The sequence below is a fragment of the Comamonadaceae bacterium M7527 genome (assembly GCA_021044545.1).
Classification (GTDB): Bacteria; Pseudomonadota; Gammaproteobacteria; order Burkholderiales; family Burkholderiaceae_C; genus RS62.
In genome coordinates, this window is record CP087990.1 from 63472 (window position 1) to 83148 (window position 19677).

A 19677-nucleotide genomic window follows, 5' to 3' on the forward strand; every position below is an offset into this window, starting at 1 on the left:
AGGTTGTCGCCCCGACAGGTTGTCTGTCGGGGCGAAGCTTTAAACAGCCTATGTGCCGTTTAAGCTCAGGTTTCGGTCGGGTGAGCGTTTAGCGCACACGACCCTCTTTCCACGCGTTTAGCAGCGTGTCGTAGGCAATGGTTTTGCCTTGTGGCTTCTCGTTTGCCAGCTTCTTCCAGGGAGCAGCTTTATCGCTGAGGATTCGGTCTGGGTTACCTGGCTTGTTGAGCTTTGGCGCGCAACGAGCCATACCTGCACGCTCCAGGCGAGCCATGACCTTGTCCATTTCGCCGGCCAAGTTGTCCATGGCAGCTTGTGGGGTCTTCTCACCCGTTACTGCAGTTGCCACGTTTTTCCACCACAGCTGTGCCAGCTTGGGGTAGTCAGGCACATTGGTGCCTGTTGGTGTCCATGCCACACGCGCTGGGCTGCGGTAGAACTCAACCAGGCCACCAAGCTTTGGTGCCATTTCCGTCATGGCATCTGACTGGATGTCAGATTCGCGAATAGGCGTCAAGCCAACCACGGTCTTCTTCAAAGACGTGGTTTTGGCGGTCACAAACTGGGCGTACAACCAGGCAGCAGCTGTTTTGTTGGGATCGTGGTCTTTAAAGAAAGTCCATGAGCCAACGTCTTGGTAGCCGTTTTGCATGCCTTCTTTCCAGTAGGGGCCATTAGGGCCTGGGGCCATACGCCACTTTGGAGTTCCGTCTGCGTTAACAACAGGCAAACCAGGCTTGGTCATGTCTGCCGTAAAGGCGGTGTACCAGAAAATTTGTTGTGCAATTTCACCCTGAGCAGGCACTGGGCCGGCTTCACCAAATGTCATGCCCATTGCCTCTTTAGGTGCGTAGGCTTTCATCCAGTCGATGTACTTGGTAAGGGCGTAGACGGCTGCTGGTGAGTTTGTTGCACCGCCTCGTGAGACAGATGCGCCCACGGGCGTGCACTTGTCGTCGGCTACACGGATACCCCATTCGTCAACCGGGTTGCCGTTTGGAATACCGATGTCGGCTGTTCCCGCCATGGACAACCATGCGTCTGTGAAGCGCCACCCCAGTGAAGGGTCTTTTTTGCCGTAGTCCATGTGGCCGTAAATTGGCTTGCCGTCAATCATCTTCACGTCGTTGGAGAAGAAGTTGGCAATGTCTTCGTAGGCGCTCCAGTTTTGTGGCACACCCAACTCATAACCGTATTTGGCTTTGAATTGTGCTTTGAGGTCAGGGCGGGCAAACAGGTCTGCGCGGAACCAGTACAGGTTGGCAAACTGTTGGTCAGGCAGCTGGTACATTTCGCCGTCTGGGCCAGTGGTGAAGCTGGTGCCTATGAAGTCTTTGATGTCCAGGCCGGGGTTGGTCCATTCTTTGCCGCTGTTTTTCATGTAGTCGGTTAGCGACATGATCTTGCCGTAGCGGTAGTGCGTACCAATCAGGTCGGAATCGCTGATCCAGCCGTCGTAAATCGATTTGCCAGACTGCATAGAGGTTTGCAGTTTCTCAACCACGTCACCTTCTTGAATCAGGTCGTGTTTAACGGTGATGCCTGTGATTTCAGAGAACGCCTTTGCCAGTACTTTGGACTCGTATTCGTGGGTGGTGATTGTTTCTGAGACAACAGAAATTTCATTGACACCCATTTTTTTGAGTTTGGCGGCCGCGTCGATAAACCACTTCATCTCGGCCATCTGCTGAGACTTGCTCAACGTAGATGGTTGAAACTCAGAGTCAACCCATTTTTTTGCTTCCGGTTCACCGGCTATCGCTAGCCCAGTGCACGCTGCTGCAACGGCAAATGCCGTGATGCTTAAACGCAGTTTCATGTCATCTCCAATATAGTTAAACAGCCCGCCTTACACATACCAATAGACCTTTGCGGGACAAAAAGGTCTGGGTTCCTTTGCATCAGCCTTTGCGCATCACAAGTCCTAAAAATAGGACAGACGCTATAAAGCTGATCCAAATACTGGGTTCCTGGTCAAGCGACAGCGTTGTCATGATGAAATCGCCAAGGCCAAGAAACATAAGGTTGATATAGGCTGCGGCGAGCAGGCCGATAAACAGGCGATCGCCGCGGGTGGTTGCAATGGGTAAAAAGCCTTTGCGCGTTACGGTAGGAGACTTGATCTCCCAACATGTCATGGCGACGATGATCAAGGCAATTACCGTGAAAAACACCGCAATAGGTGTGGTCCAGTACATCCAGGTAAACATTGATGTGGTTCCTTGTTTGCTGTGTGGTGCGCGCTTAAACGCGGCCCATTGCAAAACCTTTTGCAATGTAGTTGCGTACAAACCAAATAACGATGGCACCCGGGATGATGGTCAACACACCGGCCGCAGCCAGTGTGGCCCAGTCCATGCCTGAGGCGCTGACCGTGCGGGTCATGGTGGCAACAATGGGTTTGGCATTGACGCTGGTTAAGGTTCTGGCCAGCAGCAACTCAACCCAGCTGAACATGAAGCAAAAGAATGCCGCTACGCCAACACCGGCCTTGATCAGTGGCAAAAATATCTTTGTAAAAAACTTGGGGAAGCTGTAGCCATCGACATAGGCGGTTTCGTCTATCTCGCGGGGTATGCCGCTCATGAAGCCTTCCAAAATCCACACAGCCAGCGGCACGTTGAAGATCAGATGCGCCAGCGCAACGGCGATGTGTGTGTCCATCAGACCAACGGTTGTGTACAGCTGGAAGAATGGCAGCAAAAACACAGCCGGAGGCGTCATGCGGTTGGTGAGCAACCAAAAGAAAACGTGCTTATCGCCAATAAAGCGGTATCGAGAAAATGCGTATGCCGCCGGCAGCGCCACGCTGATAGAGATGACGGTGTTGATCGCTACGTAGATCAGGCTGTTGACGTAGCCCATGTACCACGATGGGTCGGTGAATATGGTGGCGTAGTTGGCCCACGTGAAGTTCGTTGGAAACAGCGTAAAGCTGGAGACGATTTCCTCGTTGGTTTTGAAGCTCATGTTGACCATCCAGTAGATGGGCAACAAGGCAAATAGCAAGTAGGTGGCCAGGCCCAAGCGCTTGAGACCTAGGTTTTGAGTTTTATGCATGTTGCTCCTCCTTGCTGGACTCATCGGTGTTTTGCATCCAGTTGTACAAAACAAAGCACAACAACAAGATAATCAGGAAGTAAACCAGTGAAAACGCGGCAGCTGGTCCTAAGTCAAATTGACCGACGGCTTTCTGGGTGAGGTACTGACTTAAGAAGGTGGTGGCATTGCCTGGACCGCCCCCTGTGAGTACAAAGGGTTCTGTGTAAATCATGAAGCTGTCCATTAACCGCAGTAGCACACCAATCACCAAAACGCCTTGCATCTTGGGCAGTTGAATGTGGCGAAACACGGCCCACTTGCTTGCGCCGTCAATTTGCGCGGCTTGGTAGTAAGCATCTGGAATTGAGCGCAGTCCCGCATATGCCAGCAGTGCAACCAGTGGCGTCCAGTGCCACACGTCCATGACCAATACGGTGAGCCAAGCGTGTGTGGGATTACTGGTGTAGCTGTAGTCGATGCCCAAGTAAGACAAGCTGGCACCCAACAGGCCTATGTCTGAGCGTCCAAAAATTTGCCAAATGGTTCCTACGACGTTCCACGGAATGAGTAGCGACAAAGCCACTATCACCAGCGTTGCAGAGGCCCTCCAGCCAGTCGCCGGCATGCACAGTGCCACCGCAATACCCAGCGGTATTTCAATAGCAAGAACCCAAAACGAGAATTTGATTTGTCGCCATAAGGCCTCGTGCAGCTCGCTGTCGCGCATGATCTCCACAAACCATTCGGTGCCCACAAATACGCGGCGTTCGGGTGAGATGATGTCTTGCACGGAGTAGTTCACCACCGTCATCAAAGGCAATATTGAGGAAAATGCGACACACACAATGACCGGTACGATCAGCCACCATGCGGCGTTGTTATAAGGTTTGTGCATCATGCGACCAGTTCCTCGTCTACGTAGTAGCACGTGTTTGAGTTGATAACGTTAAGGCTTACAGTGGCACCAACAATTGGCGGTGTTTCAGATTTGGGTTGGCGTGACTTCAGCAATGCTTCGCCAGCTTGGCAAGTGATGAGGTAGTAAGTGCCAACGTCCTGCACGCGACTAACAGTAGCTTGGAGCTCGTTGGCCTTTCCCGGGCTTGATGTTTGAAGGTGCTCAGGGCGTATGCCAACCGTGACGGTTGTTGCATTGACAACCTGAGAGGCAGGTAGTTGCAAGGTTTGCCCGGCCATCTCAACCGTATTTGCGCTGTTGATGCTGGCGCTGACAAAATTCATGCCCGGCGAACCAATAAAGTGCCCTACAAATGTGTGCGCTGGGCGCTCAAACAAGGCTTGCGGAGAGCCCACTTGAACTGCCTTGCCTTGTGACATCACTACGACCTGGTCAGCAAAAGTTAAGGCTTCAACTTGGTCATGCGTCACGTACACCAGTGTGAGTTTTAGTTCGTTGTGAATTTGCTTTAGTTTGCGGCGCAGTTGCCACTTCAGGTGTGGGTCTATGACTGTGAGCGGTTCATCAAACAAAATGGCGCTCACGTCTGGACGGACCAAGCCGCGACCCAACGATATTTTTTGTTTCACATCTGCACTAAGGCCAGAGGCGCGCTGCTTCATGAGCGTGCCAAGTTCCAGCATCTCCGCAATTTCAGCGATGCGTTTGGCGATGTATTGGGCGTCTACGCCTCGGTTGCGCAGTGGAAAGGCCAGGTTGTCTGCGACCGTCATGGTGTCGTAAATCACCGGGAACTGAAATACCTGAGCAATGTTGCGCTCTTGCGGCGTTTGATCGGAGACGTTTTTACCGTCGAACATGACCTTGCCTTCAGACGGCGCCACCAAGCCCGAAATAATGTTGAGCATGGTGCTTTTGCCACAACCAGACGGCCCCAGTAGCGCGTAAGCGCCCCCGTCTTCAAAGCGCATATCCATGCGGTGCAGCGCGTAGTCCTGTGGCCCACTTGGGTTTGCCTTGTACGAGTGCGCCAGTTGTAAGTCAATTTGTGCCATGGTGATGTCTGTGCTTATGCGTTGTTGTGCGGTGCGTGGCTTAAGTTGCCGTTGCTATCGAACACGTAGGCGAGATCTGGCTGCAAGAACACCTGCGTCTGACTGCCGAGCTGCATGTTTTGTACGCCCGGGACTTGCGCAACCAAGGGGCCGATTGCAGTGCTCAGGTGTACAAAGGTGTCAGAGCCCGAAATTTCAGACAGCTCAACGCGTGCGCCTAAAGCCACACCATTGGCACCCTGTGTCAGTGTGATTGCATTGGCTCGCAGGCCCAATTGCACCTCGCCAGATGTCAGGGGCGTTTGTGGCAGCGTCATGGCAACACCGGCGCTGATTGCAAGGTGAGCACCTGCGGATGTGGCAGGCACTATGTTCATGGGGGGGTCGCTAAAGGCCGTGGCTACCGTGACGTTGATTGGACGCTGGAATACCTCACTTGTGGGGCCGTATTGCAACAGGCGCCCCTCATGCATCACAGCGGTATTGCCACCCAGCAAAAGCGCCTCACCAGGCTCGGTGGTGGCATACACAATGGTTGAGTTGCCCGCTTCAAACAAGGAGGTTAGTTCTTCGCGCAGTTCTTCGCGCAGCTTGTAGTCGAGGTTTACCAGTGGCTCATCCAGGAGGGTAAGCGGCGCCGCTTTGATGAGTGCCCGCGCGAGCGCTACCCGTTGTTGCTGGCCACCTGATAATTCTGCTGGCAGGCGTTGCAAAAACTGGCTGATGTGCAAGCGTTCTGCGACCGCTTGCACCTGTGATTTGATGTTGTGTGCGCTTTGGCTGCCGGCCAGTTGCAGTGGGGAGGCGATGTTGTCAAATACCGTCATGGAGGGGTAGTTGATGAACTGCTGGTACACCATGGCCACATGACGTTCGCGCACTGGCTTGCCGGTGACATCTTGACCTTCAAACAGGACTTGGCCTTTGCTTGGCTTGTCAAGTCCGGCCATGACGCGCATGAGGCTGGTTTTGCCGGCCTGTGTCGCACCCAGCAGGACAGTAAGGCCCCCAGCTACCAGTTTCAGGTCCAACGTGTGTAGATGCGTAAACCCGTTTACAACGGTGCTGACTTGTTTCAGTTCCAGGCTCATGTGCGGTCTTGGTGCTGGGCGTTTGCGCCAGATGGGAGATGGTTCATGTGAATGTTCTTTTACGTTCGAAATTCATCGAATGAGTTCGTTTTTTGAATAATAATGGATTTTTCTGTTCGTTTAACTAGGGTTTTCCCTTTGAAATGTTCCTTTTTGTTCGGTTATTGTGCTGACCATGTAACCTATAAATGAAATCCCATCGGTAGCGGCGTTTACGCCCAACCCTCGTCAAGACGCCATAGTTGAGGCGGTTAAGCAGCAGGGAGCGGCGACCATCGAGGCTTTGGCGCTGCGCTTTGACGTGACCCTGCAAACGGTTCGCCGCGATGTGCAGCGTCTGGCTGAGGCGGGTTTGTTGGCCCGTTTTCATGGCGGCGTACGCATTCCGGTGTCGACCACTGAGAACGTCACCTACATGCGCCGTCAAGCCATGCAAGCGGTTGGAAAGCAGCGCATAGCCCGCGCAGTGGCCGCGCGTATTCCGCATGGTTGCTCTGTCATGCTGAACATTGGCACGACTACAGAGGCGATAGCCCAAGAGTTGCTGCACCACAAAGGTCTGCGTGTCATCACCAACAACTTGAACGTCGCTGCTACGCTAAGTGCCAACGAGGACTGCGAGGTGATTGTGGCCGGCGGTGTTGTGCGCTCGGTAGATCGCGGCATCACCGGTGAGGCGACCGTAGACTTCATGCGGCAATTCAAGGTTGATATTGGCCTTATTGGCATCAGCGGAATTGAAGAAGACGGTACGTTGCGTGACTTCGACTTTAGAGAGGTGAAGGTGGCCAAGGCCATCATTGCCAGCGCCCGTCAAGTGTGGCTTTGCGCAGATAGCACCAAGTTTTCACGCCCCGCTATGGTGGAGCTTGCGAGTTTTGAAGCCCTGGATGTGGTGTTTACCGATATGACGCCACCGCCGTTGTTTAGTGACTTGATGACCAGCGCCAATGTGGAGTGCGTGGTGGCTTGCGAGTAACGCATAAACGGTAATGTGCAATCATTTTTTGGAGTTTTAGTTATGGCGTATTTGATAGCACTAGACCAGGGAACCACCAGTTCGCGTGCCATTGTGTTTGAAGACAACGGCGATATTGCGGCAACCGCGCAGCAAGAGTTTTCGCAAATTTACCCACACCCGGGATGGGTAGAGCACGATCCAATGGCTATTTGGCAAACCCAAAAAGACGTGCTGGCTGAAGTGCTGCGTGAAGGCGGTGTGAGCGCCCACCAGGTGGCAGCTGTTGGCATTACCAACCAGCGCGAGACCACACTGGTGTGGAACAAGAAAACAGGTCAACCCATTTACAACGCCATTGTTTGGCAGGACAGGCGTACCACTGCGATTTGCGCCGGGTTGCGTGAGCAGGGTCTGCTGGAAATGGTGCGCAGCAAGACGGGCTTGTTGCTGGACCCTTATTTTTCAGGTACCAAAGTGCGTTGGATACTTGACCACGTAGACGGTGCGCAGGCTTTGGCGGAGCGGGGTGAGTTGTTGTTTGGCACGGTTGACACCTGGCTGATTTGGCAGCTTACAGGGCGCAAGCGCCACGTAACAGATGTCAGCAACGCGGCGCGCACCATGATGCTCAACATTCACACAGGTCAGTGGGATGACGAGCTGCTGGCAGCGCTCAATATTCCACGCAGCATGCTGCCCGAGGTGTTGCCGTCTGGCGCTGACTTTGGCCACACCGATGCCAGTGTAGTGGGGCATCGCTGGCCCATTGGTGGCGTGGCTGGTGACCAGCAGTCTGCGGTGTTTGGTCAAACGTGTTTTGAGGCTGGCCAAGCGAAAAATACCTACGGCACAGGCTGTTTCATGTTGATGCACACCGGCGACCAAGGCTTGGCCAGTAGCAACGGCCTGCTCACCACGCGCTTGGCGCAGTGGGGCCAGCAGCCGTCGTTTGCCCTTGAAGGCAGTGTGTTTATGGGTGGTGCGGTGGTGCAGTGGCTGCGTGATGGCTTGGGCGCCATCAACAGCAGTGCCGATGTGCAAGCCCTTGCCGCCAGTGTGCCCGATAGCGGCGGCGTGGTGATGGTGCCTGCCTTCACCGGCTTGGGTGCGCCTTATTGGCTACCAAATGCGCAAGGCAGCATTACCGGCCTTAGCCGCGGCACCACCATGGCCCATATTGCGCGCGCTGCGCTCGAGAGTATTGCGTTGCAAAGCACAGCTTTATTGCAGGCGATGAGCAAAGACGCCCAAGCCCATGGCGGGCAAGCTGTGACAGAGTTGCGTGTAGATGGTGGCGCGTGTGTGAACGACTTGCTGATGCAAATGCAAGCCGATTTGGCGGGCGTGGCGGTGGTGCGCCCCCAAGTGGTTGAGACCACTGCTTTGGGTGCGGCCTACCTGGCGGGCTTGCACGCAGGTGTTTATCAAGACCTGGCACAGCTCACAAGCCAGTGGCGGGTTGAGCGCGTTTGAGCCGCAATGGTCTAGAGACCAGGCACTTGAAAAGATGGCCCAGTGGGAGCGTGCGGTTGCGGCCTTGCCGTCTTAGATGCTCTTTACAATTGGGGTATGCAAGCCCTAAACGATGTCTATCAATTTTTATTCCAGCTATCGACCGACCCCAAGATCTGGCTGAGCCAGCTGTTTGTGGTGGTGCTGGTGACCGCGTTGTGCAATTTTGTGCTCATGCGGTTTATTGACGTGGCAGAGCGCGCGGTGAACAAAACCGCCTCGCTGTGGGACGACGCTTTGCTGGAGGCCGCGCGCCTGCCGCTGCGTTTGTTTGTGTGGACGATTGGCCTGACAGTTGCCGCCAAGCTGCTGGACAGCGCGACACAAACCTCGGTGTTTTCGTTTTGGCCACAGGCTAGAAGCATTGCCCATATTTTTATTGTGGCGATGTTCTTGACGCGTTTTATTCGCTTTGCCGAGGCCAACGTGATTGATGCGGGCCGCTCTCATGCGCCCATGGACCAAACCACTGCCAGGGCCATTGCCAAGCTGTTGCGTCTGAGTGTGATCATCACGGCTTTGTTGGTGGCGTTACAAGCGCTTGGCTATTCCATATCTGGTGTGCTGGCTTTTGGCGGCGTAGGCGGTGTGGCGATTGGTTTTGCGGCCAAGGATTTGCTGGCCAACTTCTTCGGCGGCATGATGATTTACTTGGACAAGCCCTTTGCTGTGGGTGACTGGGTGCGCTCACCAGATCGCGAAATTGAAGGTACGGTAGAGGATATCGGTTGGCGCTTAACGCGCATACGCACCTTTGACAAACGCCCGCTGTACATACCCAACTCCATGTTTGCGTCTATCGTGGTGGAAAACCCATCACGCATGCAGCACCGCCGCATTTACGAAAACATTGGCATACGCTACGAGGATGCGAGCGTGTTGCTGGCTGTGGTGGACGATGTGCGCGCCATGCTTAAAAACCACCCCGACATTGCACAAACGCAAACGCAAATCGTGCACTTCAATGCTTATGCCGCGTCTCACCTTGAGTTCATGGTGTATGCGTTTACCACCACCACAGACTGGCTGCAGTTTCACGCCGTCAAAGAAGATGTGCTCACACGCATCATGGGCATAGTGAACAAGCATGGCGCACAGTTTGCCTACCCCACCCAAACACTGCACATTGCCCACGACGCGCCTGCGGTGGCGCAGGCTCAAGACTGACCATGACCACACAAAACCCGACTACTCTTACTGATTTGGCCGCGCAGCCCAGGCTCACCTCACTGTCGCACGGCGGTGGTTGTGGCTGCAAGATTGCGCCTGGCGTGTTGGCCGAGATGCTCAAAGGCGTGGCCGCTCAAATGATTCCGCCAGAGTTGCTGGTGGGCATTGAGACGGCAGATGATGCCGCCGTTTATCAAATAAACGCCGAGCAGGCCATAGTGGCCACCACTGATTTCTTTATGCCCATAGTGGACAACCCCTTTGATTTTGGCCGCATTGCTGCAACCAACGCCATTTCAGACGTGTATGCCATGGGTGCTACGCCTATTTTTGCGCTGGCCTTGGTGGGCATGCCTATCAATGTGTTGTCTACAGATACCATTGGGCAGATTCTGGCCGGTGGCCAAGCTGCGTGCAAAGACGCGGGCATACCCATTGCTGGCGGACATACCATTGACTCGGTTGAGCCTATTTATGGCTTGGTCGCCATAGGCCTTGTGCACCCCAAGCACATCAAGCGCAACGCCAACGCGCAAGCTGGCGACAGGCTTATTTTGGGTAAGCCCGTGGGTGTGGGCGTGTTGTCCGCAGCGCTCAAAAAGAACGCTTTGAGCGAGCAGGGCTATGCAGCCATGATTGATGCCACCACACAGCTCAACAAAGTGGGGCCTGACTTGTCCAGGTTGGACGGCGTACACGCCATGACAGATGTCACAGGTTTTGGTCTGGCCGGCCATGCGCTGGAAATGGCACGTGGCTCAAACAAGGCGATTCATCTGAATTGGCGCGATGTGCCGCTGATTGATAGCGTAGCCGAGTTGGCAGGCCAAGGCATGGTGACAGGGGCCTCTGGTCGTAACTGGGCCGCCTACGGCGGTGATGTGCACATGACGCCAGCGCTGCTGAAAGACGACAGCGTTCGCATACGCGATCTCATGAGCGACCCTCAAACCAGCGGAGGCTTGCTGGTGTCCTGCGCGCCAGAGGCGGCACAAGAGGTGTTGGCGCTGTTCAAAGCCGCAGGCTTTGCGCATGCCCGTGACATAGGTTCAGTGCAGCATTTGGACCAGGGCGAGCGCGCCGGGTTACATATCGCCTAGCGTGACTTGCTGGCAGGGCTCAGGGGTTTTTGCGCGACGCGCTTGAGCTGCTTGGCAATAAAGCCTTTGTCGATTATGTTTTTCCACCACCAGTAAACGCGTGAGCAGCTGGCCCAGTTGCCCCAAGTGGCCAAAGCGCGGCCGTTACCCAAGTTCAGCAAGTTGAGTGTTCGGGCAGGTGGCTTGTAAGCCACCAGGGGCGCACTGTTGGCGCTTGCCACCAAATTAACCAGCAGTGGCGGGCCAGCGCGTACCGCGTAGACACCGCTGCGCGGGTGCGGGTAAGGCGTGCTGGCGCTGGCGTCTCCGACGGCGAATACATTGGGGTGAGAGTGCGATTGGCTGAACTCGTTCACGCGCACATAGCCGTGGTCGTTCAGTGACAAATCAGAGTGGGCCAGCATTTTGGGTGCATGCCCGCCTGTGGTGAGAATGGCCAAGTCACATTGCAAGCGCAAGCCGCCATGCAAGGTCAAAGACTCAGCGGTTAAACCCACACAGCGCTGCTCTATCACTTGCACATTGAGCTTTTTAAGCCAGTAGCTGGCCAACTGTTTGGCCTTGGGCGAGTAGTTGTGCATCAAGCCTTTGGTGCCCGATATCAACGTTAAGCCTGCTTGCGTTTTGCTGTCGCGCAGTGCCTTGGCCACAGCCAGAATGGTTTCTACGCCTGCAGCGCCTGCACCCACCACCGCTATGCTTTGTGGTTTGGTTGTCAGTTTCTGCAGCGTGGCTGGCCATAGTTCGGCAAACTTGTCTATGGGGCGTATAAACATGGCGTGCTCGGTGGCGCCTGGAATACGTTTTTCCAGCTCCTCCTTGTCCATGGCACTGCCAATGTCAATAGACAAGGTATCAAAGGGTACGGCTTCACCGTTGTCCAGCAGCACGAGCTGGCGCTTGGTGTCAATGCGGTGAGCGCGTGCCTCTATCCATCGGGCTTGGCTGTCTTTGATCATGCGCGCCACGCGCAGGGTGCACTGGGCCTGGCTGTAGGTGCCAGCCATAAGGCCTGGCAGCATGCCGCTGTAAACCTGCTCTGCTAATGGGCTTATGACAACCAGTTGTGCATTGGGCGCGGCGGCCCGTTGCCAGTGCCTTATGACATGCATGTGCGCATGGCCAGCACCAAGTAGAACGATTTTCTTTTGTGCGCTCAAAGTATCTGCTCACTAACAGTCTGTGCTGTTGTCAATTTAATTGATGTAAGTTGGGGTCTATTTTGCATGGGTTTTGCAATGAGTTCTTTAGCGCTAATGCGCGCACAGGCGCTATGAGGTTCCTAGGCTTTTCCAACTCATGTTGCGCACCCAGCCTTGGGCGTTTTCTTGTGTGTTGTCTGTGTCTGCGCCTACCGCTATGGCAGTCACAGGTGGCACCACGTGTGTCTCGTCGCCAAACAGAAACAAGAAATCCTGTGCCAGGTTGCGCTGTTGCGTTTGCCAGCTGTTGGCCTCAGTCATGCCAGAGCGCAGCACCATGTAGCGCACACGCCTGCTATAGGGGTTGGCACCTGTTGTGCCAACGGGGTAGCGGTTGTCCCAGATGTAGCACACGGTGGCGCTGGGCAGGTCTAGGCTGCTTTGACTGCGGGCAAACTTTAGCAGCAAGCGCTCACCCCAGGGCACGTTGTCGTCGCTGTGGTCAAAGCTGACGCACACTTTAAGCGCGGCGTCGTCACCAGCCTTTGTCTGCAAGTCGGCTTGTTGCAGGCCTTTGTCCAAGCGCCACTGCCAGCTCAATTGAGCTGCAGGCCAAGGACCTTTTTGTAGCAAGTGGCCGTAGCTGCTGGCGCTGCTGATGCGCACCGCCTGCATGGGTGGTGTGCCCGTGGTGGCAACCTCAATCGTGGGTGTGGCAATGCCTTTGCTGCTGGGCAATGACACGCGTGTCCAGTGGCTGTCTATCTGGCCCGCAGCGTTGAGCAGTGGCGCTGGTGGGGTGTTTTGCGCCCATGCAGCGGGACACAGCAGGGCGCTTAGCACCAAGAAGCACAGCGAGGGCGTGGTCACAACAGTCATATTTGGTGGTTCTTTGTTACAGGTCGCGTAGGCCGCTGTTGATGCGTGTGGCGCTGGTGATGAGGCACAGTGCGGTAAATACCGCTGCCAAGGTGGCAAAGTGCTGTGGCCATAGGCACATGGCAATAAAAAAACCTATGGTTTCTGTAGCCTCTGTTAGTCCACCTAAAAAATAAAACGACTTGCGCGCGACACCCCTGTTGTCCTTGTAGGCGGTCTGAGCAGGCTGGTGCTTGTGCGCGTGCTTGTTTTGTTTTTCTCGCATCACGGCATACGCCAAAAAGCTGGTGCCAGTGCCAATAAAGGCGGCCAGCAAAAACGCTGCAGGCAATGCGTTGGCCTCAGGGTCTGCCCAGGCAAAGGCCAAAGGGATGGCGGCATAAAACCAAAAATCCAGGCTGATGTCCAAAAAGCCACCCGCATCACTAGGCGTGCCCAAGCGTGCTACCGCGCCATCCAGACCGTCCAGCAAGCGCGACAGCAGCAGCAACACCAAGCCTGTGGTGTAGGCCTGCATGGCAATGGCCACGGCGCTGGCCATGCCAACAGCCCAGGCCAGCCATGTGAGCGTATTGGCACGCACGCCTGCGCGGTGTAGTCCAGTGGCCAACGCTTTGATAACAGGGCGTATGGCTATTTGTGCGTAGCGGTCTAGCATGTGTGGGCTCCAGCCAGTGTGCTGCTGGGTATCAGGCGGGACAGGGCTTGCGTGCTGGCTATATCTTGCGCGTCATGGCTGACCACCAGGGTGGGCACGCCGGCGTTGCTCAGGGTGGTGTACACCCAGTCGCGCAAGCGCTCGCGCAGCTGGGCATCAAGTTTGGCAAAGGGCTCGTCAAGTAGCAAGGCTTTAGGCTTGGCCAGCAACGCGCGCATGAGTGCGGCGCGTGTGCGCTCACCGCCAGACAATTGATGGGGCATGTTGTTGGCCTTGGCGCTCATGTCTATTTGCGCCAAGGCTTTGGCTACCGCGTTGTGTCGATCAGCGTGGGCGCGTGGCACTGCAAACAGCAAGTTATCAAACACGCTGAGGTGCGGAAACAGCAAATCGTCCTGAAACAACATGCCAATCTGGCGCAAATGCGCTGGCGTGTGGTCAAGTTGGTGGCCGTCCAGGGCAACTGCAATGTTGGCCTTCATGGGTGAAGCCAACTGGCCCGCAATGGCCAACAGCAAACTGCTTTTGCCACTGCCGCTGGGCCCCATTAGTGTGTGTATGGTGCCCGGCTGCACAGTCAGTGCGATGTTGTGCAGCAACGGTTTGTTGCCGGGCAGGCCAAGCGTATCGAGTGTGACGTTGAGAGTCATGGGGCAGATGTTGGTGTTGGTGGTGTCGGTGCGGTGGTGGCTTTTGACTTGCCAAGCCAATACGCAAGAGCGAACGCCAGCACCGGAAGCGCAATTTGCAACAAACCAAATGCTGAGGCTTGATCGCGTTGACCACCGCTGGCCAATGTGACGGCCTCGGTGGTCACGGTCACCACGCGCCCAGCACCCAGCATTTGTGTGGGTAGGTATTGGGCCACACTGACGGCAAAGCCAACAGCCCACGCATTGAGCAGGGCCGCTTTGAGCATAGGCCATTTCACCGCCGTTAAAAACCGCCAGACAGGCACTGCCAAACTGGCGCTGGCTTGCGCAAAGCGTTGGTCGTAGCTGCGGTAGGCTGGGCTAAGCATGAGCACCGTGTACGGTACAACCGCCAGGGTGTGTGCGCCAGCAACGCCTAGCCAAGTGGCATCTAGACCCACGGCAACGCTGGCCATGTGCAAACCAGACAGCCACAGCACAGGCGGCAGCACCAGCAGCGCGTACAGCAATGGTCTGCTTGCAATGTCCAGGCGCGCTGGCGCGGCCTCAAACCAGGAAATGGTCCACAGCATGGCCAGCGTGCTGCTGAACAATGCCAAGCCCAATGTGCTGCCTAGAGCTTGCGAGCTCAAGCTGGCCTGAACCCATGCGCCTGTGTGCCACTGCTGGGGCAGCAACGAGGGAAAGGGCCAATACAGGGTGACACTGGCTATGGCCAAGCTGAATACGACAGCGCCGTACGCCAAGGCAAAGCCACGCCACGTGGCGGCTGCGCCGGCTGTGCCCAGTGGTGTCGCTTGACGCGTTTTGTTGGCGTGTGTGGCCATATGGCTATGACCGGAGGTGTTGATGCGCCGCCAGCCACGCCAACGGCTGGCGCACCACACCACGGCGGCGACTACAGCGCCTGCCGCGCTGAGCAACCACGCTGCTGCCACACCAGATGCCGCAACGCCGGGCGACGGGTCTTGCAGCCATTGCCAAGCCAGCACGGCCAAAGTGGGGGGCTGGGTTGGGCCAATCACCAGGGCCATATCAACTTGGCTGATGCCGTAGGCAAACATGGCCAGCAGTGGCCAGCTTAGTTTGGGCCATAACATGGGCCACATCACACGACACCATGCCTGGTGGGGTGTGTAGCCCAGGCTGGTGGCTGTTGTCATGGCGCGCGCCAAGGTGAGTTGCAGGTCAGGTCGTTGCAGCTGTGTGGCCAAACTCCACAGCAAAAAAGGCAGCTCCTTACCCACCAGCACCACGCATAAGCCCACACCTAGTGGGTCGTTGATCAGTGGCCAATCTGGCGGCCATTGCCAGCCAGTCAGGCTAGGGCTCATTAAGCGTATCAGCCATCCGCTGGGCGCTATCAGCCACACCACGCCCATGGCAAATGCAACGTGTGGCATCGCCAGCATGGCGGGTATCCAGCGCGTCAAGTTGTGCCATGTGTTGCTGTGTTGGCCTTTGCGTACCCATAAATGAAATACCAACCACCTTGTCAACCACAGACAAATGGCAGTTGATACCGTAGCCGTTGCAACGCTTAGCGCCAATGCCGCGCCGGTACTGGGGTGTTGCAACATGGTGTGCCACGCTGGCGCAGAAGCGCCCAGCAGCAAGGCGTGGCCTAGTGCTGCGGCTGCAGGCAGGCCAACGGCTGCTGCCAGCACGCCTAACCAAAGCGTGTTGAGCTGGCGCACTGCGAAGCGGCGCAATGGGTGGTCTTCTTTACCGTATGGCTTGACTTACTGGGCGTAACGCTGCGTCCATTCTTGCTCAAGCGCAGCAACCCAGGACGCGTGCGGCTCACCCAGCGTGGGCGCTGGTGTAATCAGTGCGCCGCCCTTGTTGCTGGCGGCGGCTTTGGCAAATGCCGCCTTGCCAGCGCTGTCCAGGCGTTCTGTGTCCAGCACGGTGGGGTCGCCCCAAACGCGAATGTCAGACTTGTGCGCCTGCGCCATGGGCGATAGTAAAAAGTTGGCCACCACTTGCGCGCCTTGAGGTGCGTTGGCATTTTTGGGAATAGCGACAAAGTGGGTGTTGCCAATGGTGCCACCCGTGTGTTGGTAGGTGTAGGTGCTTGTTGGTAAGGTGCCGGCGGCCACTTCTGCGCTGGCCTCGGATGGGTTGAACGTAAGCCCCAGTAGCAGTGATCGGTCTGATACACCTTGTGCGATTTGCGCCACACGACTTGGAAACTGCTTGCCGCCACGCCACAAGTGAGGGTGTAGTGCGTCAAGGTAGGCCCACAGTGGTTTGGTGGCGGCCGCAAAGGCCGCGTCGGTTACAGGGCGGTCCAGTGCGGTGCGGTCTGGGTTGAGTTCAAGCAGCAGCTGTTTTAAAAACGTGGTGCCATGAAACTCGGGTGGGCGCGGGTAAGTGATGCGCCCTGGCTGCTGGGCGGCGAGCGCGGCCAGCTCTGCAGCGTTGCGCGGAGGTGTGGGTAGCAGCTGTTTGTCAGCGTAAAAGCTCAGCTGTGCCATGCCCCAGGGGGACTCCAAGCCGTCTGTGGTTTCGCCAAAGTCTTTGAGCGTGGTGGGCTTGCCAACTGTGTCTACCAGGGCAAAGTTGGGCAGCGATTGGGCAAAGGGGCCAAACAACAGGCCTTCACGCTTGAGCGTGGCAAAGTTTTCACCATTGATCCACAGCAAGTCGGCCGAACCGCCAGTTTGCTTGCCAGCGGCTATCTCACTGCGCACACGGCCAATGGTTTCAGAAATATCTGCCACCTTGACGTGCACCAGCTTCACGCCGTATTGCACGTCAACTTGCTGCGCCACCCAGCGCAAATAACTGTTGATGCGCTCACCACCACCCCAGGCATTGAAGTAAACCGTTTGACCATTGGCGGCCTTTTCAACCTCGGCCCAGGAGGGGGCGTCAGACGCTGCGTGTGCTTTGTAGCTGTTCAAGGCAACAAGGCAAGCGACCGCTGCGCTGATCGCCACAGTCAGTGCCCGCCTGCGTGAGGCGCTGGGTGCGCGGCTTGGTAAGGCCAGGGATTTGGCGGGTGTAGCGGTTGGCGTGCGAGGGGTCATGTGGTTTGGAGCTTTTAGTTGTCTTGTGGGTATACGTTGTGACAAAGGCGCAGGTTACAGTGCTCAGTCACGATGGAGTGACGCGTGGCGTCACTCGTCAGATTGCATTATCGAATAGGTCTGCAACGCATACTGGCAGGCCAGCCAAATACTGGGTGGTTTGCTCCCTTTTTCAGGTCAATTGCTATGAATAACGCCTACCCCAACCCTGCCCGCAACAACCGTTTGGCTACTTTGCTCAAGCTGGGCTTGGTCGCTTTGGTCTTGTTGGCCATCGTGGTGTTTGCCCGCAGCGACGCCAGCTCCTTGCTTAGCCTGAGCGCATTGAAAACCCATGTGGCGGACCTGGCCGCTTGGCAGGAGGCTCAGCCATTGGCCGCGGCGGCCTTGTTTTTTGGTGTGTACGTGCTGATAACGGCCTTGTCGTTGCCAGGTGCGGCCTTGCTGACACTGGCAGGCGGTGCCTTGTTTGGTTTGTGGCAAGGCCTGTTGGTGGTGTCTTTTGCCTCTACGACCGGTGCAACCCTGGCCATGTTGGCGGCGCGCTTTGTGTTGGGGCAAAGCGTACAGCAGCGCTTTGGTCAGCGCCTGGACGCCATGAACGCGGGCATTGCCAAAGATGGCCCGTTTTATTTGTTCAGCCTGCGCCTGGTGCCGGTGTTTCCGTTTTTTCTCATCAACCTGTTGATGGGCTTGACCCAGTTGCCAGTGCGTACGTTTTATTGGGTCAGCCAGTTGGGTATGTTGCCTGGCACGGTGGTGTACGTGTTGGCGGGTACGCAGTTGGCGCAGGTAGACAGCTTAGGCGGCATAGTCTCGCCAGGCTTGTTGGGTTCTTTTGCGCTGTTGGCTTTGTTCCCTTGGGTGGCGAAGTGGCTGGTTGCCAAATGGCAAGCCAAACGGGTGTATGCGGGGTTTACCAAGCCCAAGCAATTTGACCGCAACGTGGTGGTGATTGGAGGCGGCGCGGCCGGCCTGGTCAGCGCCTACATTGCTGCAGCCGTCAAGGCAAAGGTCACGCTGGTAGAGGCCCACAAAATGGGTGGCGATTGCCTGAATTATGGTTGCGTGCCTAGCAAGGCACTGATTAAAAGCGCCAAGGCCGCACACCAAATGCGCCATGCAGCCCACTACGGTTTAAGCCACGTGGCGTTGAGCGAGGCGCAGCTTGTCCAGTCTTTTCCCGCGGTGATGAAGCGCGTGCACCAAGTCGTAACCGACATAGAGCCGCACGACAGCATAGAGCGCTACACCGGTTTGGGCGTTGATGTGGTGCAAGGCCATGCGCGCCTGGTGACCCCTTGGACGGTTGACATTACGACACCAAACGGTGAGGTGCAAACACTCACTACCCGATCCATCATCATTGCCACCGGCGCAAGGCCTTTTGTGCCGCCCTTGCCTGGCATTGAAGAAGTGGGCGTGCTGACCAGCGACACCATGTGGGATGCATTGGCCCAGTTGCCTGCAGCACCTGAACGTGTGGTGGTGCTGGGCGGTGGTCCCATTGGCAGCGAGTTGTCGCAAGCGTTGGCCCGCTTGGGCAGTGGTGTTACCCAAATAGAAATGGGCACACGCATATTGCCGCGCGAAGATGAAGATGCCGCTGAAGTGGTCGCTGCCGCTTTGCGCCGCGACGGCGTTGACCTATTGACGCAGCACCAAGCTGTGCGCTGTGAGGTGGGTAGCAATGGCAATGCGCATGCCATCGTCGTGACGCACCACGGTGCAGAAAAGCGTATCGAGTTTGATGTACTCATTGCCGCAGTGGGGCGCAGCGCGCGGCTGGATGGCTTTGGCTTGCAGGAGCTGGGTGTTGAGGTAGGGCGGGTGATACACACCAATGAGTGCTTACAAACCAGGTTCCCCAATATCCTGGCTGCTGGCGATGTAGCGGGGCCTTACCAGTTCACCCATGTGGCAGCTCATCAAGCGTGGTTTGCTGCCGTGAATGCCTTGTTTGGTGACTTCAGGTTGTTCAAGGCCGATTACCGCGTGATTCCGTGGGCCACGTTTACCGACCCTGAAGTCGCCCGCGTGGGCTTGAGCGAGACCGAAGCCAAAGCACAGGGCATAGCCGTAGAGGTAACCCGTTATGACCTGAACGATCTTGACCGCGCGATTGCAGACTCAAGCACCACAGGCTATGTCAAAGTGCTCACCAAGCCCGGCAAAGACACCATATTGGGTGCCACCATAGTTGGCGCAGGTGCAGGCGATTTACTCACCGAGTTTGTATTGGCGATGAAGTATGGCTTGGGCCTTAACAAAATCCTGGCCACCATACACACCTACCCGACCATGGGCGAGGCCAGTAAATACGCGGCAGGTCAGTGGAAACGTGAGCACGCACCGCAAGGCTTGTTGCGGTGGGTGCAGCGCTTTCATGCTTGGCGCAGGGGCTAGGTCTGCGCGCACCGTTGGCATCCAATCGATTGTGGTGTGATGCGCCGTGCAAAA

The 19677-nt window shown here is 56.4% G+C and carries 16 protein-coding genes and 1 pseudogene; 5 read left to right on the plus strand and 12 right to left on the minus strand.

Features of this window, described 5'->3' with window-relative positions:
• Positions 1 to 88: 88 nt before the first annotated feature.
• From LN050_00350 to LN050_00375, 6 genes are all read right to left on the minus strand, one after another.
• Positions 89 to 1819, minus strand: coding sequence for an ABC transporter substrate-binding protein (locus tag LN050_00350; protein UFS56390.1), 1731 nt, complete (start codon positions 1817 to 1819; stop codon positions 89 to 91).
• Positions 1820 to 1901: 82 nt separating this feature from the next.
• Positions 1902 to 2210 (minus strand): DUF2160 domain-containing protein, encoded by a 309-nt coding sequence (locus tag LN050_00355; protein ID UFS56391.1) that lies wholly within the window; start codon positions 2208 to 2210, stop codon positions 1902 to 1904.
• A 34-nt stretch (positions 2211 to 2244) separates the two neighbouring features.
• A complete protein-coding gene (locus LN050_00360; GenBank protein UFS56392.1) occupies positions 2245 to 3060 on the minus strand; it encodes a carbohydrate ABC transporter permease in 816 nt (271 codons plus the stop codon).
• A complete protein-coding gene (locus LN050_00365; GenBank protein UFS56393.1) occupies positions 3053 to 3940 on the minus strand; it encodes a sugar ABC transporter permease in 888 nt (295 codons plus the stop codon). Before LN050_00365 ends, LN050_00360 begins: the two co-directional genes overlap by 8 nt.
• Complete coding sequence (locus tag LN050_00370) at positions 3937 to 5016, minus strand: ABC transporter ATP-binding protein (GenBank protein ID UFS56394.1); 1080 nt, start codon at positions 5014 to 5016, stop codon at positions 3937 to 3939. Before LN050_00370 ends, LN050_00365 begins: the two co-directional genes overlap by 4 nt.
• A gap of 14 nt (positions 5017 to 5030) precedes the next feature.
• Positions 5031 to 6107, minus strand: a complete 1077-nt coding sequence (locus LN050_00375) for an ABC transporter ATP-binding protein (protein UFS56395.1) — start codon at positions 6105 to 6107, stop codon at positions 5031 to 5033.
• A 193-nt stretch (positions 6108 to 6300) separates the two neighbouring features.
• On the opposite strand from LN050_00375, the gene LN050_00380 reads away from it, so the two are divergent.
• The 4 genes and pseudogenes from LN050_00380 to selD all read left to right on the plus strand — a co-directional run bounded on the left by LN050_00380 (position 6301) and on the right by selD (position 10850).
• Entirely contained in the window at positions 6301 to 7086 is a 786-nt protein-coding gene (locus LN050_00380) for a DeoR family transcriptional regulator (protein ID UFS57409.1), read from the plus strand.
• 42 nt (positions 7087 to 7128) lie between these two features.
• A pseudogene (gene glpK / locus LN050_00385) lies at positions 7129 to 8617 on the plus strand (glycerol kinase GlpK).
• A gap of 20 nt (positions 8618 to 8637) precedes the next feature.
• A complete protein-coding gene (locus LN050_00390; protein ID UFS56396.1) occupies positions 8638 to 9747 on the plus strand; it encodes a mechanosensitive ion channel family protein in 1110 nt (369 codons plus the stop codon).
• Between the two features lie 2 nt (positions 9748 to 9749).
• Positions 9750 to 10850 (plus strand): selenide, water dikinase SelD, encoded by a 1101-nt coding sequence (gene selD, locus LN050_00395; GenBank protein ID UFS56397.1) that lies wholly within the window; start codon positions 9750 to 9752, stop codon positions 10848 to 10850.
• Here the strand turns inward: selD and LN050_00400 are convergent.
• The 6 genes from LN050_00400 to LN050_00425 form a co-directional block, all read right to left on the minus strand.
• Positions 10847 to 11962 carry an FAD-dependent oxidoreductase gene (locus LN050_00400; protein UFS56398.1) on the minus strand — a complete coding sequence of 372 codons (1116 nt, stop codon included), beginning with the start codon at positions 11960 to 11962 and terminating at the stop codon, positions 10847 to 10849. The genes selD and LN050_00400 overlap by 4 nt on opposite strands.
• A gap of 159 nt (positions 11963 to 12121) precedes the next feature.
• Positions 12122 to 12871, minus strand: a complete 750-nt coding sequence (locus LN050_00405) for a DUF3047 domain-containing protein (GenBank protein UFS56399.1) — start codon at positions 12869 to 12871, stop codon at positions 12122 to 12124.
• Positions 12872 to 12887: 16 nt separating this feature from the next.
• The gene (locus tag LN050_00410) at positions 12888 to 13529 is read right to left on the minus strand and encodes a CDP-alcohol phosphatidyltransferase family protein (protein UFS56400.1); all 642 of its coding nucleotides are present in this window, start codon (positions 13527 to 13529) and stop codon (positions 12888 to 12890) included.
• On the minus strand, positions 13523 to 14179 hold the full coding sequence (locus LN050_00415; GenBank protein UFS56401.1) for an ATP-binding cassette domain-containing protein: 657 nt from the start codon (positions 14177 to 14179) through the stop codon (positions 13523 to 13525). The genes LN050_00410 and LN050_00415 overlap by 7 nt, the downstream gene beginning before the upstream one ends.
• Positions 14176 to 15894, minus strand: a complete 1719-nt coding sequence (locus LN050_00420) for an ABC transporter permease (protein ID UFS56402.1) — start codon at positions 15892 to 15894, stop codon at positions 14176 to 14178. The genes LN050_00415 and LN050_00420 overlap by 4 nt, the downstream gene beginning before the upstream one ends.
• A gap of 30 nt (positions 15895 to 15924) precedes the next feature.
• The gene (locus LN050_00425) at positions 15925 to 17217 is read right to left on the minus strand and encodes an ABC transporter substrate-binding protein (protein ID UFS56403.1); all 1293 of its coding nucleotides are present in this window, start codon (positions 17215 to 17217) and stop codon (positions 15925 to 15927) included.
• 186 nt (positions 17218 to 17403) lie between these two features.
• On the opposite strand from LN050_00425, the gene LN050_00430 reads away from it, so the two are divergent.
• Positions 17404 to 19623 carry an FAD-dependent oxidoreductase gene (locus tag LN050_00430; protein ID UFS56404.1) on the plus strand — a complete coding sequence of 740 codons (2220 nt, stop codon included), beginning with the start codon at positions 17404 to 17406 and terminating at the stop codon, positions 19621 to 19623.
• Positions 19624 to 19677: the final 54 nt, after the last annotated feature.